Genomic DNA, 26,311 nt, shown 5'->3' with positions numbered 1-26,311 from the left:
AGGAGTGTGGCAAATGGATGAGAATTTAAAAGCTTTTGAACTGTGGGATAAGGGAGAATACAGCGAAGCTATCCAAGTTTTATTTAATCAAATTGAAGAAAATCCTGAAAATATGGCAAGTTATTATAATTTGGCCAATATGCTATTGGTTGCCAAAAAAGAAGAAGATGCGAAAGCTATTTTGCTTGTGGCAAATGAAAAAAGTCCAAACCATCCAGAAATTTTATATGCTTTTGGAACCTATTACTATCAAATTGAAGATTATCCTCAAGGAATTCATGCATTTTTAGCTGTTTTTCAACAAGATACGTATTTAAAAAAAGATAGTTTAGTGATGATTGCTCAGTGCTATATAGCATTAGGAAATCCTCAAAAAGCTTTAGTATACTTACTTACCGCTGAGGAAATAGATGGAACGGATAGTGACGTATTAATCGTGATGGGAAATACGTTTATGCAAATTAAAGATTTCAAACAAGCTCAAGAATATTTCAAAAAAGTGACAGAAGTAACGCCTAAAAACGCGGAAGCTTGGTTTAAAAGAGGTTTAACCAGTTTAGTTTTAAACGAAGAAAAAAAACTTGTTGAAAGCTATTTTAACCAATCAATGGAATTAGATCCCGTTTTTTATCAAAAAAACAGACAGCAGTTAGCTGAAATTCAAGCATTTATTCAAAAAAATGAGGACTAGCCAAAAAGATAGGAAGGAGGCTGATAGAAAATGGCGATGCAAGAAGATTTAGATTTATTTATCGGGAGCGAACCGTTTGTCGTTGGACAAGTAGTAGCAATTTTCTATCAAAATCCAACAAATTTTTATAAAGTTATTTTGGTTCGAGTGGTGGAAACAGACAGCAATTTTAAAGAAAAAGAGATTGTTGTTACTGGGAGTTTTGGACAAATTCAAGAAGAAGAAATTTATCGTTTTTATGGGAAGCTGACGGATCATCCTAAGTTTGGAGTCCAGTTCACGGCAAGTAGATATAGCCCTGAACGTCCAACATCAGCTGCTGGAATTGTTAATTATTTGTCTAGTGAAAAGTTTCCAGGTATTGGGAAAAAGACAGCTGAAAATATTGTTGAGGCTTTAGGTGATCATGCAATTGATGAAATTATTGCCAATCCAGCCGTTTTAAAAATGGTAGCAGGTTTAAATCAAAAAAAAATTGATTTATTAGCTGAAACGTTGCAAGCTGGCGATGGTATGGAAAAGATTATAATTGGTTTGAATGGATACGGGTTTGGTAGTCAACTTGCTTTTTCAATTTACCAAACTTACCAAGAAGAAACCTTAGAAATTATTCAAGAAAATCCCTATCAATTAGTAGACGATATTGAAAATATCGGTTTTAAAAAAGCAGATGCTATTGCAGAACAACTAGGTTTTGCAGCAGATTCTCCAGCCCGTATTCGAGCGGCTATTTTGTATGCTCTCAATGAACTTTGTTTAGGACGAGGAGATACTTATACGCTTGCAGAACCACTTTTAGAAGAATCATTAAGAGTGTTGGAAGAAAGTCGTTCGGTTATGATTGATCCCGATTTTGTAGCTAATGAATTAATTGGCTTATTAGAAGAGCGACGTTTAGTTGAGCATCAAGAAAAACTTTATTTACACTCGCTATATGCTGCAGAGTGGGGGATTTCAACTTCAGTCAAACGTTTATTAGAACGTAAAAAGAAAATTAACTATGATCAACATGATATCCCAAAAGAAATTCGCAAATTAGAAAAACGTTTAAATATTTCTTATGGTGCTTCACAAATTGAAGCAATTGCCGAAGCCGTTGTTTCCCCGCTTTTTATTTTAACTGGTGGTCCAGGAACTGGAAAAACTACGGTACTAAATGGAATTGTTGCTTTATTTGCTGAATTAAATGGGTTGTCGTTGGATATTAATGACTACCACAATGCTATTTTTCCAATTTTGCTAGCGGCTCCAACAGGTCGAGCTGCTAAGCGGATGAACGAATCAACAGGCTTACCAAGTAGTACAATTCACCGATTGCTGGGTTTAAATGGGCGTGAAAAAAATTCAGACCCAGTTTCTGAACGTGAACTGGAAGGCGGTTTGTTAATTGTTGATGAGATGTCAATGGTAGACACTTGGTTGGCCAATAGTTTGCTAAAAGCCGTTCCAACAAATATGCAAGTTATTTTAGTTGGGGATAAAGATCAATTGCCTTCAGTTGGTCCGGGTCAAGTTTTACATGATTTACTTGCATCTAAAGTAATACCAAGCATGGAATTAAATGAAATCTATCGTCAAGAAGATGGTTCATCTATTATTCCATTGGCTCATGAAATCAAAGATGGCAATTTGCCGGCTGATTTTACAGCGAATAAAAAAGATCGTTCTTTCTTTCAATGTGACACGATGCAAATTGAAAATGTGATTAGACAAGTTGTTGAACGAGCAAAAACAAAAGGTTTTACGGCACAAGATATTCAGGTTTTAGCTCCGATGTATCGTGGTCCAGCAGGTATTGATGCTTTGAATAAAATGATGCAAGAAATTTTCAATCCTAATGATACAGGTAAACGTAAAGAATTAAAGTTCAATGATAAAGTTTATCGAATTGGAGACAAAGTTCTACAGTTAGTGAATAATCCTGAATCAAATGTGTTTAATGGAGATATGGGTGAAATTGTTGGCATTAGTTACGCGAAAGAAACGGATGATAAAGTCGATGAAATGACGATTCAATTTGATACAAATGAAGTGACCTATAAACGGAACGAATGGAATAAAATCACATTGGCTTATTGTTGTTCTATTCATAAATCACAAGGTAGCGAATTTAAAATGGTTATCTTGCCGATGGTACGCAATTACAATCGCATGTTACGTCGTGATTTACTTTATACAGCAATTACTCGTAGTCGCGATTTACTTATCTTATGTGGCGAACCACAAGCTTTTTGGACCTGCGTTGAGCGCTCTTCTGATGACCGTTTAACAACATTGAAAGATCGTTTACTAGAAGATGATGAATTAGAAGTTTCGTACCAAGTTATTGCTTCACCTTATCAGGAAAAAGAACAAGTACTAGACGTTGAACCAAAAGCTCTGCCTGAAAAAAAAGTTACAGAAGTTAAGACTAAAGAAGTGAACTTATTTGAATTAGAAGAAGAAAGCGTCGAGTACCAAGTTGAAATAAAAGATCCAAATCGTTATATTCTAACAATTGAAATGGTTAAAAATAATCAGATTGATCCAATGATTGGAATGGAAAATGTTACTCCATATAACTAACAAAGCCTAGAATTTAACTATAAATCTTTAACGTCCTATTCTTATAAATGAGAAGAAGAATAAATATACATCAAAAGCTAGTTAAATTGGGGTATTCAGACCCAATTTAACTAGCTTTTTAGTAGTATTGATTTAAACTGCTTGTAGTTCTTCGTTTTTTTCATCTAATAGAGCTTGTCGATCAGCAATTTTAAAGAAAGGATAATAAATTAAGGTATTGATTGTTAAACAAATTAAGAAGATTAGGATATATTTAATTCCGCCCGCCAGTGGAATAGATAATAATTTTGGCGTAGTCCAAGGCATCAAGCCAATGAGTGGATTTAAATTGACTTGAATAAATGAAGTCAATCCCCAAGCGGATAACCCAATAATTAAGGGACTAAAAACCATTGGAAGAAAGAAAATTGGATTTAGAACCATGGGCATACCGAAAACTAAGGGTTCATTAATATTAAATAATTCTGGAATGACAGCTAATTTAAACATGGCTTTGTACCGTTTTGATTTTGCCACGACCATTGAAAGAATCAATCCAAGGGTACAACCTGCGCCACCCATTGTAATCATTGTCGTAATAATCCCTAAATTTCCATAAGGAAGATCGGTACCAATTCCGCCACTGGCTTTATAAGCAGCGATGTTTCCTAAAATAATGGTATATGTTAATGGAGAAATAGCTCCATAAACCACATTTGGATGAATTCCAAAGAACCAAAGGAAGCTAGCTAAGGTTAAAATAAGAATAAAAGCAATTGGAGTAGAAGTTAAAAGTCCTAAAGGTTTTGCAACTAATTCATTAAAGAATGTCAACATATTCCCGGCTTGTGTAAAACCAAATCCCACTCTTAAAGAAAAAGCGACGCCAACCACAACCATTGAAGAAAAGGCTGGAGATAAAGATTCTGCAACCATTGGTGGGATACTATCAGGCAGTTTGGGATTAAATCCTTTTTTTGTCATTTTAATATAGAGCCAACTAGCAACGAAACTAACGAGTAAAGCTGCTAGTAATGATTGTCCCCCAAATGCAGAAATAGGAAATGCTTCGATTACTTTACTCGTCGTCTCTTTCGTAATCGGATTAGTACTGTAGTTTTTTGCCACCTCTGTGATTCCTTGGCTTGTTGTTAACATAATTGTTTGTGGGCTAATAATTAAAAAACTTAATAGCCCCAAAAATCCAGCATTTTGTGAATTAACTTGCTGCTTTTTAGCATACGCTGCAGCAAAACTAAATGAGACATAAAGAGCTAAAGCATTCGTGCTAGCATTGATAACGGCATCGACATGTTCCATTATTCCAACTGAGGTTAACCAAGTTCCCCAAGCTGTTGGAATAGGCCAATAACCAACAATTGCAACTAAGGCAATGCCTAGAATGATAAAGGTTAGACGAACAAAAGATTCAGAAAGAGCACCTAAGAAATAATTATTATTAATTTTTTCAGCAATTGGCATAATCCGTTTAGTCATTAAATCTTCAATTTTAGTCATCATGATAGTGTCATCCTTTTCTATTTTGAATTAAAAGTAAATTTTTGATAAGGTAGATGGGCTAAATCTTGTAATAAGTGCAAATCATCTTTCGATAATGTTCCAATTTTGTTTTTATTTTCTGAATGTGCTGTTGTTTGAAGGATGATTTGTAATTCACACTCGTATTGTCCATATCGATTGTTAGCGATAATAATATCACCAAATTTTAAATCTCCTAGGTAGTCAACAGGTTTAATTTTTTCTTTTTTATGAAGATGTCTTGAAAAAGCTGAACGTAATACATACTCAGAATATTCTGGCCGAACAAAGTGAAAATCCGAATTTAAAATAGTTGCTTCAGATTCTGATAAAGGACGTTCCAACTCAATATCTAAACTAAATGGTTCGTCATAAAATAAGTGACTCATTTCTTTAAGCTCTTTTTCAGAAGCAAAACAATTACCAATGATAATATGATCAGCTAAATCAAGTAATAAAATCTGTTTTAATTGCGTACTCAAAGATAAATTCCGATGTTCTTCCAACGTACATAAACCTTCTTGGAGCTGCCATGGTCCTACTTCTGCTGACTTTGAAGAAACAAATAATGTTGTTGGTAAATGATGAGTATGGTACTTTTTAGTAATTTCTTTTGTATGTTCGACTAACATTCCTGTTTGGCGTTGAGGATAGAAATTATAAGACGCCGATAATTGCTTTTTATTTGGTGAAAAGCTCATAATGCGGTCAATATATTCTAGCCCAGCACTCATATTTAGCTCAATTTTTATCCCATGAGGATTGTGACTCATTATCATTTCCTCTAAACCAGAATAGCCTCCGTCTAAGCGTAGTGTACCAACACCAAGATCAGCAAAAAAAGATAAGTCTTTCCAACTAGCTCCAAGATTAGGTAAAAGTAGTGGATTTACGTCTAAAATAACCTCCATATCTAATGAGTTTGCATAGTGTATAATTTTTTTAAACTGATTGATGACATCAGTTGAATCGCCAGTTACTTGCAAAAGACTAGTAAAAACTCTTTTAAATTTGTATTTAGCTGCAAGTTTTAAATAAGCAATTGTCTCTTCGTAGCTTGTTTTTTCTGGATAAATTGAAATACCAATTGTTTTAGTCATATAATCTCCTTAATTAAACGTTTTCATAACTAGTTATATAGTGTATAGTAAAGGAGAAAAATGATTCAAGATAGTATAAAGTATTTATAAATAGTAAAATACTACTATAATGTTAGAGGTGTGAAAATGGAAAATTTAACTTTATTTTTATTATGCAAATTACATAAAGCTAATTGTTATCATGTTGGTTATACCCCTTTTTGTGTTAAAGATATTTACACAACTTTTTCAAAATTTGATTTGTCTAATATCATTTTAAAATACGAAGATAAATTTAAAAATGCGTTGTCTGAAGATATTTATATTTATGTAATCAATGAATTAAATAGTGTAGTTATTGCCTGTTCTAAAAATCAGGAATCCTATATTTTTAGTTTACAATTAGAAGGAAAAGTGACTAAAGAGAGTATTCATAACCTTGCGGAATTATTTTACTTAGAAATTTATTCAGCTTATAAGTCCTCTTTTATTTTAGTGGATACGCTAAATTTTGATCGAGAAGCTATCAAAGAAAAAGTCTTTAAAAAAACGTATGAGCAATCTTTACATCATAATCCTAATTTTGAAAAGTATTTATTACGTGCGGTTCAAAAAGGCGATGCAAATGAAGCTTTGGATTATTTAGACGAACTAATTAAACTTCCTTTAAATGCTTCTTTAGCAAAAAATAGTGATCGCCATTATAAAAACTTGTTAATTTCTTTTGTCACCATTATTACTCGGGCGACAATTGATGGAGGACTCTATTCAGAAAATGCATATATATTAAGTGATAATACGATTGAAAAAATTGAAAAACAAACGCGATTAAATTCGGATAAAGCTTATCAATTGGCTAGAGAAATTATTTTGGAATTTATTCAACTATTAATGACCAAAAAAAGGAGTAGACATTCTGGTTATGTCAATCAAACCATTCAGTATATTCAAAAAAATACTCAAAATAAAATAAAAGTCAGTACAATTGCCGATTTATTAGACATTACACCCAATTATCTGGCAACATTATTTAAAAAAGAAACAGGGATGACAATTCTTGCTTATAGTCAAAATGAAAAAATTAAAGAAGCTATCTATTTGATTGAGAATACGACAATCTCACTTTCGGAAATTGGAAGCATTCTTTCATTTACGGATCAAAGTCATTTTATTAAGGTTTTTAAAAAAATTAAAAATCAAACGCCGAAAGACTATCAGAGAAGGAATAAGAAAGTATAATTGAATGCGAAAAAAGGTTGAAATTAATTTAAATGGTCTTTATCAGATACTATTTGGCAGGAAATTAAAGTTGAAAGTTTCGGGTATAATATATAAGAAAGCCTATGTTGATGAACCACTTACAAGAAAAAACTTTGAGTTTAGCAGTTTCGGGATTGTCTGAAACTGTTTTTTTGTTCTAAAAAAATGATGCTAATTAGTACTTTCATACATAAAAAAGGTGTTAATGAGTTTACTCATTAACACCACAAAATAAATCATTTACTTAAAACCAAAAATAACGTGAAGTAGGTGTGAAGTGGAGGTTAAAAAGTTGGCTTCCTAGTTCTTCCCCGTCTGCTTGTCCGTTCTCAGGCATTTTTGTTTCAATTCGAATATCTTTGCCATTAAAATGCAAAACAGATTTAAAACGAGTATGGCGTCCACCTAACATCATTAAGACGAAGAGAAAAGCAATTTTTATAATAGGAATTTTTGAAACAATAATAACATCAATTAAGCCATTAGTAGGTTTTGCCATAGGGGCAATATTTACTCCACCACCAAAAAAAGGATGGTTCGTTGTTGTGACTAAAAAGGCTTTGTCTAAATAATGTGATTGTCCATCTACGTCTATTACAATGGGGAAATTAGGTTGGTGAAAATAAGCTTTTATTAATGAAGATAAATAGGCGAGAGAACCTAGGTTGTATTTGTTTAGCCAAGCTTTGGAGGTGGAATGATTAGTTAATTTTACGATTAAAGCATCAAATCCTAAACCAATATTGTTCACAAAATAGCCTGTTTTTCCAGTGTTTTCTTCTGAAAATTCAATAACATCTATGCTTCGGAATGTTTCTGCATTTAGCAACTGTTCCAAGGCTTTTAAAGGTTTTCTAGAGATACCAACTCCCCGAGCGAAATCATTACCAGAGCCAGCCGGAATGTAGCCTATTGGCAAATTTTGGTACGTTTTACCTAAACCTTGGATGGCTTCATGCAAAGTGCCATCGCCCCCAATGACAACAAGTCTTTCATCAATATTAATTTTTTTTGCTATTTTTTCAACAAGTTCAATTGTTTCACCAGCAAATGTACTGGTGTATTTTTGATAAGAAATTTCTTTTTTTTCCATAATTGGTAGTATTTTATGCCAGATTTTCAGGCCATTTCCACTACCGGAATGTTCATTAACAATAAAATGATAGATGATCTTTTTCAATTTTTTTTCCCCTGATTCTTTCTATAATAAAGTAAGTATAGTCGAAAATTGCATAGAAGAAAAGGAAAGATAGTTAGCCATTTAAAAACTATGACAAAATTGTAAGCTGAGAAGGGGCATCTGTAAGCTCAACCACAGGCTAGCTAAAAAGCAATATGCTAAGATAGATTAAGTAAAATAAAGGTTTAAAAATAAGTAGTATAAAAATATAAATTACAGAAAAAGTGGAGGAATTTAAATGAATGAATCAGTAGTAAGTATTAAAGATGTTCGAAAGGTTTATGGTAAAAAAAATGAAAATCAATTTGAAGCATTAAAAGGCTTGTCTTTTGAAATTGAAAAAGGTGAATTTGTAGGGATTATGGGACCTTCTGGATCAGGGAAAACAACGCTATTAAATGTGTTAGCAACGCTAGATACTGCAACATCTGGAACCATTAAAATTGCTGGGAAAGACATTACACATTTGAATTCAGATCAGTTATCTGATTTTAGAGCAGCGCAGTTAGGATTTATTTTCCAAGATTTTAATTTATTAGAAAATTTAACTATGTATGAAAATATTGCCTTGCCATTATCACTACAAGATGTGCCTTCAAAAAAAATTATGCCAAAAGTAGAAAAAATCGCAAAAACTTTGGATATCACTAGGATTTTAAATAGTTATCCAACAGAAGTATCTGGTGGACAAAAACAGCGTGTAGCAGCAGCTCGTGCTTTAGTTCATGAACCTGCCATATTATTAGGAGATGAACCAACTGGAGCCCTGGATTCTAAAAATGCGAAAAGTTTATTAGAGTCAATGAAAGGATTGAATGAAGAGCAAGCTGTGACGATTCTTTTAGTTACTCATGATGCGTACAGTGCTAGTTACTGTAAACGAATTTTATTTATTCAAGATGGAGTTATTTTTAAAGAGCTTAAACGTAAAGAAAGTCGTGAAGAATTTTATCATGAAATACTAGATGTCTTAGCAGACTTTGGCACAGATGAGTAGAATAGGAGTTGAACGAATTTGTTATTAAAATTATCACTATCAGGTATTAAAAGTAAGTTAAAAGATTACATTGTTTTATTAGTCGGTTTAGTTATGTCTAGTTCCATTTTTTATATGTTTCAAACATTGTCGATGAATAAAGATTTCTTAAAGAATAATTCGATGCTCAGTGCCATTGCATTTGTCTTTCTGGCTGGTTCGGTCTTATTAGGAATAATTACGATAGTCTATATTCTTTATGCCAATTCATTTTTACTTTCTTTGAGGCAAAAAGAATATGGAATGTATATGATGTTAGGGGCTAAAAAGAAAAAAATTGGGAAAATGATGTTCATTGAAACCTTGATTGTTGGAATCGTGTCATTAGTTATCGGGATTATTGTTGGAATTGGTTTATCTCAAGTCGTTGGGCACTTATTGATGCAACAATTAGAGTTTTCTTCTCCTGATTATACCCCTTTTTATATACCAGCGATGAATGTTACGGCTATCTTTTTTTTCATCCTATTTGCTTTAGCAGCAATCGTAAATGTATTTAAATTGGCCCGCTTCTCCACATTAGAACTAATCAATGGTGAAAAGCAAGCAGATCATATTGTTATTCGTAAAAATAAAATAATGATTCAATCGTTTGTAGCGTTTATTTTATTACTAATAGGCTATATTTCAATGATTAATATTCTTAGATTTCAAATGTTGGGAATATTTGTTGCATTAGTTACGATTACAGGAGGAACTTTTTTATTCTTTCAAACATTTTTACCGTATTTTGTTCAACTATTAAAAAACAATCGACGTATTAGCGAAAAGAAAATTAATATCTTTACTTTTTCACAATTGAGTTTTAGGGTCAACGACTTAACACGAGTCTTGGCCATGGTAGCAATGTTAATCGCCTTAGCTGTAGGGTCAATTGCTGTTGGAATTGGTTTTAAAAACAATAGTGAATTAATGGTGGAAAAAGCAGCAGCATATGATGTTGTTATTCATAATCCAACAGAGAAAGAAGACAAAGTTTTGGATAAAATGGACTTTGCTAAGAAAGTAAATTATCACTATAAATCTGATGGAACTATGCAGTATTTTATTAAAGAAGAATTAAATGAAAATCCTTTATTTATGGCAGAAAATGGAGTTTTAAAAGCAAACGAAGAAAAATTTAGAAAAGTAGAAACTCCGCTTGAAACTGGAACGATAATTAAGGTAGAAGAACAATATAATGATGAGTGGGCTAGTGCCTTTGCGCAAATTAGAGAAGAGCGAATTGAGTATGGTCAAGATTTGCCAATAAAAATCGTTTCTAGAGACGAATTTAAACAATTATCTGGAGAAGAGCATACTGTTTTGGTTGGAAATACAACTGGCTTTTTTGATTATTTACCTCAATTAAAAAAATTAAACGAACTTGAAAAAAACCGTGAACCAAAACAAGAATATTTATCGAGTCGTTACGAGTCATATAGTACATGGAACATTTTCTCAAGTGGAACTGTTTTTATGGGGTTATTTTTAGGCTTTGCTTTCCTAGCTATGATGGCAAGTTGTTTAATGTTTAAAGTTTTATCAGGAGCTTCAAATGATATTAAACGTTATGAGATGTTAAGCAAGATTGGTGTTCGTCGTAGTCTTTTAAGTCGTTCGATATATGTCGAAATGTTCTTGATTTTTGCCTTTCCAGCAGTGATTGGAATAATCCATGTATTAATTGGAATGCAAATGTTTAAGGGTTTCTTATTAGCGCCTTATTATAAAATATGGATACCTTTTGCTATCTTTGCGGTAATTTATGCAAGTTACTACCTAATTACGGTCTACTTGTATAAAGGGATTGTCTTAGAAAAAGCAAAAAAATAAAATTAAACGAAAAACTAAAAAGCTGATTGCAAATGAAATCAGCTTTTTAGTTTTTTTTGACCTTAAATACAGAAAAAAGCCATCTGATTCGTGGCAGATGGCTAAAAAGGGTGGGGTCCAAATTGTTTCTTTTGGAATAAGTAAAGTATAGCAAATGAATATAAAGAAAATGAGTGTATTTGTGTAAAATAAAAGTAAAGGAAGACTAAAAAAGTATGTGAAAATAAAAGTTTGTAAAGTGCTAGCGTTCAATGATAGAATAGTCTAGGAATTAAATTGTACAAAGTAAGGGGAACAGAAAATAGTGAAGAAAAAATTGATGTCACATCGACATTCTATGAAGGTAGTAGATGTCTTACATGTTTTAGTAGGGGCTTTTTTTATTGCTATTGCGGTAAATGGGTTCTTTTTGCCAAATCAAATCGTTTCAGGTGGAGTTAGTGGGTTAAGTGTGGTGTTAAATTATCAATTTGGTTGGCAACCCTCACTGATTTTATTGGCTGTTAACGTGCCTTTATTAATCTTATGTTTTTTGACTCTGGGTGTATCAGCAGGGTTAAAAACTATTTTAGGAAGTTTGATTTTGCCATTTTATGTTGAATTAACTAGTACGATGAAGCCAGTTACAGAAAATCCATTATTAGCAGCCGTTTTTGGTGGGATTGTGGTAGGAATTGGAATTGGAATTGTTTTTAAAGGGAAGGCCTCAACAGGTGGAACTGGAATTATCGCTTTAGTGATTCATAAGTATTTGCGTTTACCAAAAGGAACTTCTGTAGCTTTAATCGATGGTTTAATTGTTTTTTCGGCCTTTTTAGTATTTGACGTCGACATTGTGATGTATTCATTGATGTCTCTCTTTATTATTAGTCGTGTCATTGATTTGGTTCAAGTTGGATTTAATCGCTCAAAAAATGTTTTAGTCATATCAGAATCAGTCTTACTGATTAAAGAACAAATATTAACTGAATTAGATCGTGGGGTAACCAATATCTCTATTCGTGGTGGCTATGGCAATCAAGAACAAGAAATGTTAATGTGCGTCATCCCTGAGCGTGAATTTAATCAATTAAAAGAAGCTGTTCTTGAAATTGATGCGAATGCATTTGTTGTCGTAATGAGTGCTAGTGAAGTTATGGGTCGTGGTTTCAGTTTATTACGAGAACAATAAAAGAGTTGGAATTGCTTATTTTTATTGACAAATAAGCGTTAGTCTCCTATAATTTAGACACAAGTAAAAGGTCATGCTGTTTTATTTTGTTTGCTTAAAGAAAGATCTTCCTAGGCTGAAAGAAGATTAGAAACAATAAAATTAGTGCTCCCTATTTATTAACTTATAGTAGAAATACTATCGCTTCTCGCGTTATCGAGACTTAAGAGGTAATGAATTCAGCCAGAAGAATCATTGCAAACAAGGTGGTACCGCGATTTTTCGTCCTTGTATTGCAGTGTTTTTCTGGTTTTTTTGTTTTTGAATGAAAGTATAGCTAGTAAAAAAGAATGATTGGAAGGTTGTTGAAAATGAAAAAATTATCAAGTGCTGAAGTTCGTCAAATGTATATAGACTTCTTTGCATCAAAAGGCCATAAAATTGAACCGAGTGCTTCATTGGTTCCTGTTGAAGATCCAACATTACTATGGATTAACTCAGGCGTAGCAACATTGAAAAAATATTTTGATGGAACGATTATTCCTGAAAACCCAAGAATTGTGAATGCTCAAAAGAGTATTCGGACGAATGATATTGAAAATGTTGGGAAAACAGCTCGTCACCATACATTATTTGAAATGTTAGGAAATTTTTCAATTGGTGATTATTTTAAAGAAGATGCTATTACTTGGGCTTGGGAGTTATTAACGAGTCCCGAATGGTTTGATATGGAGCCTGAAAAATTATATATGACGGTTAATCCAAATGATGAAAAAGCGAAAGAAATTTGGTTGTCATTAGGAATTCCAGAGGATCATATTATTCCTTTAGAAGAGAATTTTTGGGATATTGGTGCTGGTCCAAGTGGTCCAAATACTGAAATATTTTATGATCGTGGTCCAGAATATAATGATGTTGCAGAGGATGATCCTGAAAACTTCCCAGGTGGAGAAAATGAACGTTATTTAGAAATATGGAATGTTGTGTTTTCTGAATTCAATCACAATCCTGATGATACCTTTACACCTTTACCTAAGAAAAATATTGATACGGGTATGGGGTTAGAACGAATGGTGTCTATTATTCAGGATGCGCCAACTAATTTTGAAACTGATTTATTTTTACCGATTATCGAAGCTGTTGAAAAATTAAGTGGTACAGTAAAATATGGTGCAAATCAAACAACAGATATCTCATTCAAAGTTATTGCAGACCACGTTCGTGCTGTTAGCTTTGCAATTGGAGATGGAGCATTGCCATCAAATGAAGGACGTGGTTATGTTTTACGCCGTCTTTTACGTCGCGCTGTCATGCATGGCAAGAAATTAGGTATTCATAAAGCTTTTATGTACCAACTAGTTCCAGTTGTTGGCGAGATTATGAGTAGTTATTATCCAGAAATTCTAGAGCAAAAAGAGTTTATTGAAAAAGTAATCCGGACAGAAGAAGAACGATTCCATGAAACAATCAATGATGGATTAACTATTTTAAATAATTTAGTTAAAGAATTGAAAGAAGCTGGAAAAGAAGAAATTGAAGGCAAAGATATCTTTAAACTATACGATACCTATGGCTTCCCTGTTGAGTTAACAGAAGAATATGCTGAAGATGAAGGTTTAAAAGTAGACCAGGCTGGTTTTGAAGCTGAAATGGAAATGCAAAGAAATCGTGCGCGTTCAGCTCGTAGCGATGAAAAATCAATGAATGTTCAAACAGGCTTATTAGCAGATATTAAAATAGACAGCGAATTTATTGGCTATGATAAAACAGATGCTGTTGGAACTTTAGAGCTAATTGTTGCAGAAGATGCATTAGTGGATAGTGTTAAAACTGGTTCAGAAGCACAGTTAATCTTCAATCAAACACCATTTTATGCTGAAATGGGAGGACAAGTTGCAGATACCGGTGTCATAAAAAATAAAGATGGCGAAACGGTTGCTAAAGTGACAAGTGTGAAAAAAGCACCAAGTGGTCAACCCTTACATTTTGTTGATGTTTTAGCTGAATTGAAGCTAGGTGAAGAATATGAATTAGTTGTTGATCAAGTAGCGCGTCGTAAAATTACGCGCAATCATACTGCTACGCATTTATTACACCGTGCTTTAAAAGATATCCTTGGTGATCATGCCAATCAAGCTGGATCTCTTGTAGCACCACATTATTTACGTTTTGATTTCACTCATTTCGGTCAAATTACTGCCAAAGAATTAGTTGAAATGGAACGTATTGTGAATGAAAAAATTTGGGCTTCGCTACCAGTTGTCACAGTTGAAACTGGAATTAATGAAGCCAAAGAAATGGGTGCAATGGCTTTATTTGGAGAAAAATATGGTGAGATGGTCCGCGTTGTCAATGTGGATGGTTACTCGATTGAATTATGTGGTGGTGTCCATGTCTCAAATACAAGTGAAATAGGTATCTTTAAGATTCTTTCTGAATCAGGTATTGGAGCCGGTGTGCGCCGTATTGAAGCTGTGACTAGTGAAGAAGCATATCTAGCTTTATTTGAAGAGCAAACACGTTTAAATGAAGTGGCAGCGTTAGTTAAGGCACCACAAACCAAAGAAGTTCCGACTAAAGTTAGTCAATTACTAATGGAGTTAAAAGAAGTTCAAAAAGAAAATGAATCTTTACAAGCTAAATTAGCAAATGAACAAGCAGGAGAAGTATTCAAAGAAATCCAAGATGTTTCTGGTGTTTCAGTGGTTACAGCTCAAGTTGAAGTCAAAGATATGAATGGTTTGCGACAATTAGCAGATCAGTGGAAGCAAAATAATATTTCCGATGTCCTTGTATTAGGATCAGTTCAGGACGGAAAAGTCAGCTTATTAGCAGCTGTTAGTGAAGAAACAATTAAAAAAGGCTTAAAAGCCGGAGATTTAATCAAAGAAATCGCTCCACTAGTTGGTGGCGGTGGTGGCGGACGCCCCGATATGGCTCAAGCCGGTGGGAAAAACCCAGCTGGTCTAGCGGATGCTTTAGCTAGTGTTAATCAATGGGTTGAGGCTAAAATTTAAAAAAATGGCGAAACTAAAAGCAACTTGATTACTTATCAAGTTGCTTTTTAGTTTCGCGTAAATTAGATGTGAATAAATAACCAAATAAATAGTCGGAACTATTCTATAAATAGCCTTAAAAACTAATGATTTTAATGAAATTACTGAAATAAAAGAAAAATTTAAAAAATCAGGTAAGAATAGACATTGTAGTTTGTTCCAATTTCTTGTAGAATAATAAGTAGAATCAAGAAAAATGAGGTGGAAAGTATGAGTTCAATAGATGAAACAGTTCGTTTTAATTTTGGTGAAAGCCATGAGAAAAATGTCAAGGAAACACTAACACTAGTGTACGATGCCTTAGAAGAGAAGGGGTACAACCCAATTAATCAAATTGTTGGCTACTTGCTTTCTGGAGATCCTGCCTATATTCCCCGTCATAATGATGCTCGTAATTTAATTAGACGTCATGAACGAGATGAAATTGTAGAAGAATTAGTAAAGACCTATTTGAAAGAGAGTGGACGAACATTTAAATGAGAACCATGGGGTTAGACGTTGGATCTAGAACTGTCGGTATTGCCATAAGTGATCCTTTTGGTTGGACAGCGCAAGGTATTGAAACGATAAGAATTAATGAAGATGAAGAAAATTATGGGATCTCTAGAGTCATGGAATTAGTTCAAGAGTATGAGGTTTCAAAATTTGTAGTAGGATTACCTAAGAATATGGATAATTCAATTGGACCAAGAGCAGAGGCTTCTATGCGTTATGCTGAGTTGCTAAAAAAACAAATTGATTTACCTGTTATTTTTCAAGATGAACGATTGACCACGGTTCAAGCCGAAAGAATGTTAATTGAACAAGCAAATACTTCTCGTGAAAAACGCAAGAAAGTTATTGATAAAGTTGCAGCTGTGATGATTCTGCAAAACTATCTAGATGGGAATCCGAACTAGCTTTTTTGAAGAAGATGCTGTAAAATAAAGCTGAACCCATATATATAAAGGAGTGTTGAATATGTCACACGATCACAACCACGATGATGAACACCATGACCACGAACATATTACGATTATTGATGAGAATGGAAATGAAGAGTTATATGAAATCTTATTTACTTTTGATTCTGATGATTACGGTAAATCTTATGTTTTAGTCTATCCAGCAGGAATTCCTGAGGGAGAAGAAATCGAATTACAAGCATTTTCATATGTTGAGCAAGAAAATGGTGACCAAGGAGATTTAAAACCAATTGAAACCGATGAAGAGTGGGACATGATTGAAGAAGTTTTAAATACTTTCATGGCTGACGAAGACGGCGAATAAACGTTATAAAAAGCAACGATTTTGATAATCGTTGCTTTTTTAGTTTGTTTTAGGAAAAAGTGAAGTCAAGTTATTAATAATTTCTTAAAAAACAAAAATAAAGCTAGGATAGTCAATAGAAATAGGATAAAATAATAGCGGTTCAATTATAAAAAATAAATCGTTTTTTTGCATATAGTATTTAATAGAACCGTTATGAGAACTACTATTGGTTCGATTTTATAGTTAAAATTTTCAATATATTTGGAAAAAATTGACTTTAATGTAAAAAATAACTAGTTAAGCAACAATTCTTCAAAATTCTTCACTTTTTAGTTCTCATTAATATCATTATCATGTATAATGATTGAAGTTAGTTAAGAAATTAAAGGAAAAGATAGAGTTTGTTTCCTTAATTTGTAGTTAGGAGGGTCTTTTCTTGGGAAATAATAATGAGAATCAGTCAGAAAAGCAAGAAAAATTGGTGGCTGAATCACACTCAAGGATGCTAGAAAGAGAAAAAGAATCAAAGGTAGTGAAAAAAATCGTACTTAGTATCATTTCAGTCCTGCTAGTTTTAGTTGTTATACTAGGATTTGTGGGGTATAGATATGTTTCAACATCATTAGAACCGTTGGATCCTAAGAGCGAAAAAAAAATATCTGTCGAAGTTCCAATTGGTTCAACTTCAAAAGAAATTGCAAAAATTTTAGAAGACAAAAATATTATCAAGAGTGCACTAGTCTTTAACTATTACGTCAAGACAAACAATGCTGCCGATTTTTTAGCAGGTTTTTATCAACTTTCACCATCAATGACGTTAGATGAACTGATTACAGAACTACAAAAGGGTGGGAGTACAGATCCATCTAAGACTATTTTGATAAAAGAAGGTTACACCTTGGATCAAATTGCGGATTCAATAGCAAAATCAACTAAATTTAAAGCAGATCAGGTTATGGCATTAGTCCAAAACCAAGCATTTTTAGATCAAATGCATAAAAAATATCCAAAATTATTAGATAGTGCCATGAGTGCTGAAAATGTTAAGTATCGACTTGAAGGATATTTATTCCCAGCGGTCTATGATTTTTCTGCAAAAATGACCCTAGATGAAATTATTGAAAAGATGATCAGTAAAACAAATGAAGTACTCTATCCATTTTATGGAACGATTAACGCACAAGGAAAAACAGTACAACAAGTTATGACAGTAGCTTCTTTATTAGAAAAAGAAGGAGTTAGCTACGAAGATAGAACAAAGATTGCAAGTGTATTCTATAATCGGATTGCAGAAGATATGCCTTTGCAAACAGATATCAGTGTTTTGTATGCATTAGGGGAGCATAAAGAATTTATTTCTATTAAAGAAACAGAGGTTGAATCTCCTTATAATTTATACGTCAATAAAGGGTTTGGACCAGGACCATTTAATAGTCCAAGTTTAGAAGCAATTAAAGCTGCTTTAAATCCAGTAGATTCTAGTTATCTATTCTTCTTAGCGGATACAGATACTGGTAAAGTATATTTTGCAGACACCTATGAAGAGCATCTAGAACTGAAAGAAAAATATATCGATAGTAAATTAGAGAAATAAATAACGAGTTAATTGAGTAGTCTAAAAATAAAAGCATTGAGTCATTTTGACTCAATGCTTTTCATAAGGAAAGAGGAAATAGTTGTTATGGGAAAAAATAAACCAATCGTAATTGGAGTTACTGGTGGTTCTGGTAGTGGGAAAACAAGTGTAAGTCGAGCGATTTTTAATCAATTTTCTGGTCATTCGATTTTGTTGTTAGAGCAAGATTTTTACTATAAGGATCAAAGTCAATTAGACTTTACAGAGCGATTAAAAACAAACTATGACCATCCGTTTGCTTTTGATACTGACTTAATGATTCAACATGTTTTGGATTTGATTGCCTATAAGTCAATTGAAAAACCGGTTTATGATTATGCTGCCCATACGAGAAGTGACCAAATTGTTTTGCAAGAGCCGAAAGAAGTCATCATTATTGAAGGAATATTGATTTTAGAAGATAGTCGCTTGCGTGAATTGATGGATATAAAATTATATGTTGATACAGATGATGATATTCGCATCATTCGTCGGATTAAGCGAGATATGGAAGAGAGAGGGCGTACTCTGGATTCTGTTATTGATCAATATTTAAGTGTGGTAAAACCAATGTATCATCAATTTATTGAACCAACAAAAAAATATGCAGATTTGATTATTCCAGAAGGTGGACAGAATCAAGTTGCTATTGATTTGATGACAACAAAAATTAGTTCGATTTTGAACAATCAATAAGAAAATAAAAAAATTAAGCATGTTGTTGTTTACAATTGACCAACTTCATGGTATCTTTGCACTATTAAAAAATAAATTAGTACGCTTTCAAAAATAAATGGAAGTATTGCATTATCTGTAACTATACAGATGAATTGAAGAAGGAGAGTTAATTAATCATGGTAGAAAAAGTTTATCCAATGACATTAGAAGGAAAAGAAAAATTAGAAAAAGAATTAGAAGAACTAATTACAGTAAAAAGAAAAGAAATTGTTGAACGTATTAAAATTGCTAGAAGTTTTGGGGACTTATCTGAGAATTCAGAATATGAGTCAGCTAAAGACGAGCAAGCATTCGTAGAAGGTCGAATTACATCAATTGAAAACATGATTCGCCTTTCGCAAATAATTGATAGTAATAATGATAAGAACACAGTGTCGTTAGGTCACACTGTTACATTTATAGAATTGCCAGATGGTGAGGAAGAAGTATACACAATTGTAGGAAGCGCTGAAGCGGATCCGTTTTCTGGAAAAATTTCAAATGATTCGCCAATTGCGAAGGCTTTACTTGGTAAAAGTATCAATGACAAAGTTTTAATTGCGACTCCAGGTGGAAATATGGAAGTCAAGATTGTTAAAATAGCTTAAGCACCTTCTGCTGTTACCTTTGAAAAGAAAATTAATGAAGCGAAGCTGCTCAACAGGGGCAGCTTTTGTTTTGCTATGGTTCTTGTTGATTTGTCATGGTTCTAGTTGCTTTAGCAACTTAGAAACATGATACACATCCATCAAAGATGGACTGTGTTCCTTTTATGAAAACACAGTATGCATCGGTCCGAAAGGGGCGATGTAATCTGGAAATTTTGGTTTCTTAGGTAATAACTAAATATCAGACTATAGTCGTAGATTAACTTCATGCTTTAGCACACTGTTTAATAACAGAAAAATGACTATACTAGAGATAGAATAAGAAGTAAAGGAGAGAGGATATGAATAATAAATGGAAATTATTTATCCTTGCCGAGTGTTTATTGCTAATCGGTTTAGTTTATCAGATTTTTAGCGCAGTGCCGTTATTAATAGCGTTCATTTTAGGTGCTGGTTTATTTGCTTGGAGTCTTAAAAATAAATTTCAAAAAAAACGATCAAATAGTTTTTGGATTGTTCTTGGCAGTTTATTAATGATTTTTGTTCTTCTATCTTCCAGTGCTTTTTGGGCGATTATTATTATAGGTGTTGTTTTCTTCATCGGTAATGGTAGCGATATGTTTACCAATATGAAATCGAATGATTTTTCTAAGGCACCTTGGAAAAATAAAGAGATGATCATTGTTGAAACATCTGGAGCTGTTAAAAAAAATAATAAACGCATGAAACGACCTTGGATAGGAAATGAACGAATTGGAAATTCTGTTTATGAATGGGATGATATCAACTTTTCAATTTTTGCTGGTGATACAATTATCGATTTAGGTAACACCTTACTACCAAAGGATGAGAGTTATGTAGTTATTCGTAAAGGGTTTGGCAAGACGCGTATATTAGTTCCTGTTGGTGTTGGAATTATGATTGAGCACAGTGCTATTTCAGGTAAAATTAAGTTTGAAGGTGAGTTTTTCTCACTTAAAAATGAATCTGTTAAGTTATACAGTGAGCAGTATGAAGAAAGTACACGTAAAATTAAAATTATAACAAATATCTTAATTGGTGACTTAGAGGTGATTGGAATATGAAAAAAGCTTCAAACCAAAAGCTATTTCTTTCAGTCTCCTTTTTTTCTTTTATCATTATGTTATTAATTTCAATTGCTTATGGCTCTGCAATTTCAAAAAATGCTTGGTACATTGATTTAATCTCATTAAAAATTTTGTACATTCCTTTTTTAGTATATTTGGTTGCTTTTTCTTTGATTATTGGTTTAGCCGTTTCAATGGTTATTTATTTCATCAATCAAAAGAAGTTTGAGCAAATTGAGAATGAATTACAGTCTTTAGCCGAGGGAAATTATGAAAGTTTTATTTTTGAACAAAGAAAAGTTGACTTAGAGAATACAACTGTTTATCAGGAAGATATTGAAAAACATATCTTAGTTGTTAGAGATAAGTTGTTGGAATTGTCTAAAGAGGTTCAAATCAATGGAAATCAGCCGAAATTAGTCGATGGTGAGACCAAAGAAGAGATTTTAACCCAAGAGCGTCATCGCTTAGCAAGAGAGCTTCATGACTCTGTTAGCCAGCAATTATTCGCTGCCATGATGTTACTGTCTGCATTGAACGAACAAGCATCGGTTAATACAAATGAACTCTTTCAAAAGCAATTAAAAATGGTAGAAAGTATCATTAATGAATCTCAATCGGAAATGCGTGCTTTACTATTGCACTTACGTCCGATTAGTTTAGAAGGTAAAACCTTAAGAAAAGGAATTGAACAATTATTAATTGAATTAAAATCAAAAGTTCAGATTTTGCTAAAGTGGGAAGTTGATGATATTTATTTACCCAATGGAGTTGAAGACCATTTATTTAGAATCGTACAGGAATTGCTCTCTAATACGTTACGGCATTCAAAAGCTAAAGAGCTTGAAGTTTATTTGAAACAAATAGACCAATCAGTGCTTTTAAAAGTAATTGATGATGGTGTTGGTTTTGACACAAGCGAAACTAAAGCTGGTAACTATGGGTTACAAAATATTAAAGAACGTGTTTCAGGAATGGGTGGAACATGTAAATTTATTAGTTTTCCTGGCAAAGGCACGAGTATCGAAATTAAAATACCAATAATAAAGGGGAGTGAATTGAATGATTAAAGTATTATTGATTGATGATCACGAGATGGTTAGATTAGGTGTTTCTGCCTATTTATCTATTCAAGAGGACATTGAAGTCATTGGTGAAGCTGAAAACGGTCAAATTGGATATGAGAAAGCTTTAGAGCTAAGACCAGATGTTATTATGATGGACTTAGTTATGGATGTTATGGACGGAATTGAGTCAACGAAGGCAATCTTAAAGGACTGGCCAGAAGCTAGAATTATTATTGTGACTAGTTTTATTGATGACGAAAAAGTCTATCCAGCTTTAGAGGCAGGAGCATCAAGTTATATGTTGAAAACATCAACGGCAGGAGAAATTGCCAATGCGATTCGTTCTACATATGCGGGAGAATCGATTTTGGAACCTGAAGTGACTGGCAAAATGATGGAACGCTTTACTAAAAAGAAAGAACCTGTATTGCATGATGATTTAACCAATCGTGAACAAGAAATTTTACTGTTAATTGCTCAAGGAAATTCCAATCAAGAAATTGCGGACCAATTATTTATTACTTTAAAAACGGTTAAAACACACGTATCTAATATATTAGCTAAATTAGATGTTGAGGATCGCACACAAGCAGCTATCTATGCATTCAAACATCATTTAATTGAATGATTCATAGAACAAGACAAAGGATGATTCTATTTTTGTTTCGTTCTTTTTTTGTTATACTGAAGTAGATTAAGTTTTCAGTCAAAAAATAATGAAAAGTGAAAGCAGAAGGTGTAAAAAATGAAAAAGAACTTTGCGATTATTGGCTTAGGAAGATTTGGCGGGAGTATTTGCCGAACTTTGATTGAGGCAGGACAAGATGTTTTAGTTATCGATTCTAGTGAAGATCGGGTCAATGAATTTATGAATATTGCGACCCATGCAGTAGTAGCTAACGCTCAAGATGAGAGTGTTTTACGTTCGTTAGGTATCCGTAATTTTGACCATGTTGTTGTGGCAATTGGTGAAGATATCCAGGCAAGTATTTTAGCTACTTTAATGATTAAAGAAATGGGTGTGCCTTTTGTTACGGCGAAAGCTCAAAATGAATATCATGGGCAAGTGCTAGAAAAAGTTGGAGCTGACCATGTTGTACATCCTGAACGGGATATGGGAATTAGAATTGGGCATCATCTCGTTTCAAAGAATGTTGTTGATTATTTAGAACTATCTGATAAATACTCACTAGTTGAGTTAAAGGTAACCAATTCTAAATTTTATAATAAATCTTTGGCTGATCTGGATTTTAGAGCGAAATTTGGACTGACTGTTATTGGAATGCGTCGTGGGCAAGAAATGATTATTTCACCTACAGCGGACGAAAAGATTCAAGAAAATGATACGTTGATGTTAGTTGGCGCGGTAGATGATTTAGATCGTTTAGAAGCTAAAATGCCTTAGTAAAATACAAAACTGTATTTAAACTTTATCAATGATTACTAGTGAAGCAAGATTTTTCTTTTAATTTAAATGTAAGAGTGCATTTCACAAACAGAAGAATGTGGTTTTTAATTTATTTGTGCTAAAATAGAGAAGTGAACATATTAAGGTCAATTTGACTGACTAACTTGTTGAATGAAAAGTTAGAATGTGAAATGTGAAGGGAGGAATCACAGAGAATTAATTTCTGTGAGTATAAATAGATGAAAATTGAAATTACAGAACGCGCAAAAAAATGGTTTGTAGATGAAGTTGGTGTTTCAAGCGGGGATGCTGTTCGTTTTTTTGGTAAATACGGTGGATCTAGTCCAATTCAAACAGGTTTTTCTTTAGGTATAGATTTAACAGAACCCCAAACACCGCTAGGAAAAATTGAATTAGATGGTGTAACTTATTTTGTTGAGGAAGCAGATGAGTGGTATTTCAGAGGTCATAATTTAAAAGTAGATTATAATGAACAAGTTGACGAACCAAGTTATGAGTATGTTCAATAAGTAAAAAAATAAAAAAGAGCAGCTTTAGGTTTTGGAAAAACTAAAGGTGTTCTTTTTCTATAAGTTCAAAAGAGCTAGAACAAAAAGGTTTTATAATTCCTAAAAACTAAATTGGGTCTTAATTTAGTTCGTTCTCTTTTATGGACTAAATAAAAACCATTTAAGCATTTGCTTAAATGGTTTTTTAATGAATTTACACAGGCATAATAATTGGTAAAATCATAGGGTGACGTTCAGTTTTTTCAAACAAGAACGGTTGAAGACTCCCAATAACGGTTTCTTTAATTAACTGTTCAGTCAAGTTCTCGTCAGAGCTAGTTGTTTCTCTTAACGCTCTAAAAATGACACGTTGTGCTTCATTAATTAAATCACCAGATTCACGCATATAGATGAAACCTCGTGATAAAATATCTGGACCAGCTAAAATATCTTTTGTTTTGTAGTCAATAGTTACAACAACGACAACAAGACCTTCTTCAGAGAGGATACGGCGATCGCGAAGAACGACATTTCCAATATCTCCAATCCCTTTTCCATCAACATAAACATCGCCAGCATTAAAATGACCAGCCATTCTAGCTGATTCAGCTGTTAAAGCTAAAACATCACCATTTGCTAGAATAAAAGAATTTTCACTAGGAATACCCACTTGTTTTGCTAATGTAGTATGAATTTTTTGCATTCTGAACTCACCATGTACAGGCACAAAATATTTTGGTTTCATTAAACGTAACATCAATTTTTGTTCTTGTTGACCACCATGACCAGAAGTATGGATGTTGTTAACTTTCCCATGAATAACTTCAGCACCAGCTTCAGAGAGTAAATTGATTACACGATTTACACTAGTTGTGTTACCAGGAATTGGTGAACTAGAAAAGACAACTGTATCACCAGGTTGAATTGAAATTTGTCTATGCGTTCCATTTGCAATTCGGCTTAATGCCGCCATTGGCTCACCTTGAGAACCTGTACAAAGAATCGTGACTTCACTAGCAGGTAGGCGATTAAGTTCTTGTGCATCCACAAAAGTATCTTCAGGAGCAGTAATATAACCTAATTGTCGACCTGTTACCATAGCTGCTTCCATGCTTCGTCCGAAAACAGCTATTTTACGGCCTGTTCGAACAGCAGCATTTGCAACTTGTTGAAGACGAGAAATATTTGAAGCAAATGTTGCAAATATAATCCGTCCTTCAACTTTTTGAAAAATACTTGTAATCGATTCGCCAACAATCTGTTCTGACTTAGTAAAGTTTGGTACTTCAGCATTTGTACTATCAGATAGTAAAGCTAAAACACCTTCATCACCAATTTTTGCCATGCGGTGTAAATTAGCAGGTTCGCCAACTGGTGTAAAATCAAATTTGAAATCACCAGTTAAGACAATATTTCCAGGTGGTGTTTTGACAACAACACCTAAAGCATCTGGAATACTATGAGTTGTTCTAAAGAAACTTACACTTGTTTTACGGAATTTGATTACAGTATCTTCGCCAATTTGGTTTAATTCTGCATCACGTAAAAGACCATGTTCATCTAATTTATTACGGATTAAAGCGAGTGCTAAAGGACCAGCATAAATCGGAATATTTACTTGTTTTAATAGAAATGGAATACCACCAATATGATCTTCATGACCATGAGTAATAACTAAGGCTTTAACCTTATTAATATTTTGAACGATATAGCTGTAATCAGGAATGACATAGTCAATTCCTAACAAGTCGTCTTCAGGAAACTTAATACCGGCATCCACGATGATAATTTCATCTTGAAATTGAACGCCATAGGTATTTTTACCAATTTCCCCTAACCCCCCGATACCAAAGACAGCAGCTTCATTATTTTTTATAGTTGGTTTCATGGATTAAAACTCCGTAATTTCGAATTCAGGACTTTGTTGTTCATAAGCTAAATGTTTGCCTTCAACTGGTTGAACAAATTCAATATTATAAGGGGTATTTTCTTCAACTAGCTTACGTGCTTGAACGGCATCCTCTGTTTCGACATATAAAGCTTTTGTATCCTCACGTTTTGGATTGCGTCCTTTTGTTTCTTGATAAGTGATTTTAAAAATCATAGTTTTCTCTCCTTTATAAGTTACTGCAAAAGCAGTGATTTTATTTAATGAACGTTTATACTTACCAATGGAGTTGTTTTTTTACAGCCAATAGCTGGAACTTGTGAATAGCGATAAGACGATACAATGAAAACAAGAAAGAAAATTTAGTCATAAAAAATAAAGGTGACTAGCACCATTATTAAAATTATAGGCTAACCAAGAACAAGATGATCTGTTTTACATCACCAAGTTACTCAGTTAAATGAAACCAAATAGAGTTCTGTTTCATTATAAATGTAGGTAGTAACACTATTAAAAGAGTAGAATAACGACAAAGTTGTCAGTTTGTCGACTCTTTCTTCAATTCCGAACGATGGTTGTGGTAAAATCACAACATTGTATGATTATTTTAACATAATTTGCTTAGTAAGTATAGAAAGTAAATCGTATAATTTGAATCCAAGTATAAATGATTGTTATTTAATATAAATTAGAGCCAATAATAACAAAAAATGAACGAATAATGAAAAAAATGAATAAGATTCAGTAAAGTGCTGACTTTTTATTATTATTTATGGTATAGTCTATTTATCGAACTTTTTCGGCTTAGAC

At 33.1% G+C, this 26,311-nt stretch carries 23 protein-coding genes; 18 read left to right on the top strand and 5 right to left on the bottom strand.

Annotated elements, in window-relative coordinates; translation table 11 throughout:
- Positions 1-13: 13 nt before the first annotated feature.
- A complete protein-coding gene (locus MHI00_RS10180) occupies positions 14-691 on the top strand; it encodes a tetratricopeptide repeat protein (RefSeq protein ID WP_341113359.1) in 678 nt (225 codons plus the stop codon).
- 30 nt (positions 692-721) lie between these two features.
- The gene (recD2, locus tag MHI00_RS10175; RefSeq protein WP_341113358.1) at positions 722-3,256 is read left to right on the top strand and encodes an SF1B family DNA helicase RecD2; all 2,535 of its coding nucleotides are present in this window, start codon (positions 722-724) and stop codon (positions 3,254-3,256) included.
- Positions 3,257-3,388: 132 nt separating this feature from the next.
- Here recD2 and MHI00_RS10170 read toward each other — a convergent pair whose 3' ends face one another.
- Positions 3,389-4,756: a PTS sugar transporter subunit IIC gene (locus MHI00_RS10170; RefSeq protein ID WP_056998665.1), complete on the bottom strand. Its 1,368-nt coding sequence runs from the start codon at positions 4,754-4,756 to the stop codon at positions 3,389-3,391.
- Positions 4,757-4,773: 17 nt separating this feature from the next.
- Entirely contained in the window at positions 4,774-5,874 is a 1,101-nt protein-coding gene (locus tag MHI00_RS10165; RefSeq protein ID WP_332630448.1) for a DUF871 domain-containing protein, read from the bottom strand.
- 126 nt (positions 5,875-6,000) lie between these two features.
- Here MHI00_RS10165 and MHI00_RS10160 point away from each other — a divergent pair, with 126 nt between their 5' ends.
- Complete coding sequence (locus MHI00_RS10160) at positions 6,001-7,092, top strand: helix-turn-helix domain-containing protein (RefSeq protein WP_015076110.1); 1,092 nt, start codon at positions 6,001-6,003, stop codon at positions 7,090-7,092.
- A gap of 265 nt (positions 7,093-7,357) precedes the next feature.
- Here MHI00_RS10160 and MHI00_RS10155 read toward each other — a convergent pair whose 3' ends face one another.
- Positions 7,358-8,293, bottom strand: coding sequence for a diacylglycerol/lipid kinase family protein (locus MHI00_RS10155; protein ID WP_135054764.1), 936 nt, complete (start codon positions 8,291-8,293; stop codon positions 7,358-7,360).
- A 238-nt stretch (positions 8,294-8,531) separates the two neighbouring features.
- Between MHI00_RS10155 and MHI00_RS10150 the strand changes: the two genes are divergently transcribed.
- The 15 genes from MHI00_RS10150 (at position 8,532) to MHI00_RS10080 (ending at position 23,634) form a co-directional block, all read left to right on the top strand.
- Positions 8,532-9,290: an ABC transporter ATP-binding protein gene (locus tag MHI00_RS10150; protein WP_015076111.1), complete on the top strand. Its 759-nt coding sequence runs from the start codon at positions 8,532-8,534 to the stop codon at positions 9,288-9,290.
- Between the two features lie 18 nt (positions 9,291-9,308).
- Positions 9,309-11,144 (top strand): ABC transporter permease, encoded by a 1,836-nt coding sequence (locus MHI00_RS10145; RefSeq protein WP_010050580.1) that lies wholly within the window; start codon positions 9,309-9,311, stop codon positions 11,142-11,144.
- A 304-nt stretch (positions 11,145-11,448) separates the two neighbouring features.
- Complete coding sequence (locus MHI00_RS10140; protein ID WP_010050582.1) at positions 11,449-12,315, top strand: YitT family protein; 867 nt, start codon at positions 11,449-11,451, stop codon at positions 12,313-12,315.
- Between the two features lie 350 nt (positions 12,316-12,665).
- Complete coding sequence (alaS, locus tag MHI00_RS10135; RefSeq protein WP_341113349.1) at positions 12,666-15,311, top strand: alanine--tRNA ligase; 2,646 nt, start codon at positions 12,666-12,668, stop codon at positions 15,309-15,311.
- 249 nt (positions 15,312-15,560) lie between these two features.
- Positions 15,561-15,830, top strand: coding sequence for an IreB family regulatory phosphoprotein (locus MHI00_RS10130; RefSeq protein WP_010050586.1), 270 nt, complete (start codon positions 15,561-15,563; stop codon positions 15,828-15,830).
- Complete coding sequence (gene ruvX / locus MHI00_RS10125; RefSeq protein ID WP_010050587.1) at positions 15,827-16,249, top strand: Holliday junction resolvase RuvX; 423 nt, start codon at positions 15,827-15,829, stop codon at positions 16,247-16,249. The genes MHI00_RS10130 and ruvX overlap by 4 nt, the downstream gene beginning before the upstream one ends.
- A gap of 61 nt (positions 16,250-16,310) precedes the next feature.
- Positions 16,311-16,619: a DUF1292 domain-containing protein gene (locus MHI00_RS10120; protein ID WP_010050588.1), complete on the top strand. Its 309-nt coding sequence runs from the start codon at positions 16,311-16,313 to the stop codon at positions 16,617-16,619.
- 418 nt (positions 16,620-17,037) lie between these two features.
- Entirely contained in the window at positions 17,038-18,195 is a 1,158-nt protein-coding gene (gene mltG / locus MHI00_RS10115) for an endolytic transglycosylase MltG (RefSeq protein ID WP_057000292.1), read from the top strand.
- An 87-nt stretch (positions 18,196-18,282) separates the two neighbouring features.
- Positions 18,283-18,912, top strand: coding sequence for a uridine kinase (gene udk, locus MHI00_RS10110; protein ID WP_010050590.1), 630 nt, complete (start codon positions 18,283-18,285; stop codon positions 18,910-18,912).
- Positions 18,913-19,070: 158 nt separating this feature from the next.
- Positions 19,071-19,541, top strand: a complete 471-nt coding sequence (gene greA, locus MHI00_RS10105) for a transcription elongation factor GreA (RefSeq protein WP_010050592.1) — start codon at positions 19,071-19,073, stop codon at positions 19,539-19,541.
- Positions 19,542-19,882: 341 nt separating this feature from the next.
- Entirely contained in the window at positions 19,883-20,626 is a 744-nt protein-coding gene (gene liaF / locus MHI00_RS10100; protein ID WP_010050594.1) for a cell wall-active antibiotics response protein LiaF, read from the top strand.
- Positions 20,623-21,699 (top strand): sensor histidine kinase, encoded by a 1,077-nt coding sequence (locus MHI00_RS10095; RefSeq protein ID WP_010050597.1) that lies wholly within the window; start codon positions 20,623-20,625, stop codon positions 21,697-21,699. Before liaF ends, MHI00_RS10095 begins: the two co-directional genes overlap by 4 nt.
- A complete protein-coding gene (locus MHI00_RS10090; RefSeq protein WP_010050600.1) occupies positions 21,692-22,324 on the top strand; it encodes a response regulator in 633 nt (210 codons plus the stop codon). Before MHI00_RS10095 ends, MHI00_RS10090 begins: the two co-directional genes overlap by 8 nt.
- 117 nt (positions 22,325-22,441) lie before the next feature.
- A complete protein-coding gene (locus tag MHI00_RS10085) occupies positions 22,442-23,101 on the top strand; it encodes a potassium channel family protein (protein WP_010050601.1) in 660 nt (219 codons plus the stop codon).
- A gap of 242 nt (positions 23,102-23,343) precedes the next feature.
- Positions 23,344-23,634: a HesB/YadR/YfhF family protein gene (locus MHI00_RS10080; protein ID WP_010050602.1), complete on the top strand. Its 291-nt coding sequence runs from the start codon at positions 23,344-23,346 to the stop codon at positions 23,632-23,634.
- A 193-nt stretch (positions 23,635-23,827) separates the two neighbouring features.
- Here MHI00_RS10080 and rnjA read toward each other — a convergent pair whose 3' ends face one another.
- Positions 23,828-25,501: a ribonuclease J1 gene (gene rnjA, locus MHI00_RS10075; protein WP_015076121.1), complete on the bottom strand. Its 1,674-nt coding sequence runs from the start codon at positions 25,499-25,501 to the stop codon at positions 23,828-23,830.
- Positions 25,502-25,504: 3 nt separating this feature from the next.
- Positions 25,505-25,717 carry a DNA-directed RNA polymerase subunit epsilon gene (locus tag MHI00_RS10070; protein WP_010050604.1) on the bottom strand — a complete coding sequence of 71 codons (213 nt, stop codon included), beginning with the start codon at positions 25,715-25,717 and terminating at the stop codon, positions 25,505-25,507.
- Positions 25,718-26,311 lie beyond the last annotated feature (594 nt).

The organism is Carnobacterium sp. FSL E2-0243 (assembly GCF_038003605.1).
GTDB lineage: Bacteria > Bacillota > Bacilli > Lactobacillales > Carnobacteriaceae > Carnobacterium > Carnobacterium maltaromaticum.
Note: the sequence above shows the minus strand (reverse complement) of the source record. Positions and strands in the feature narration are given on the sequence as shown.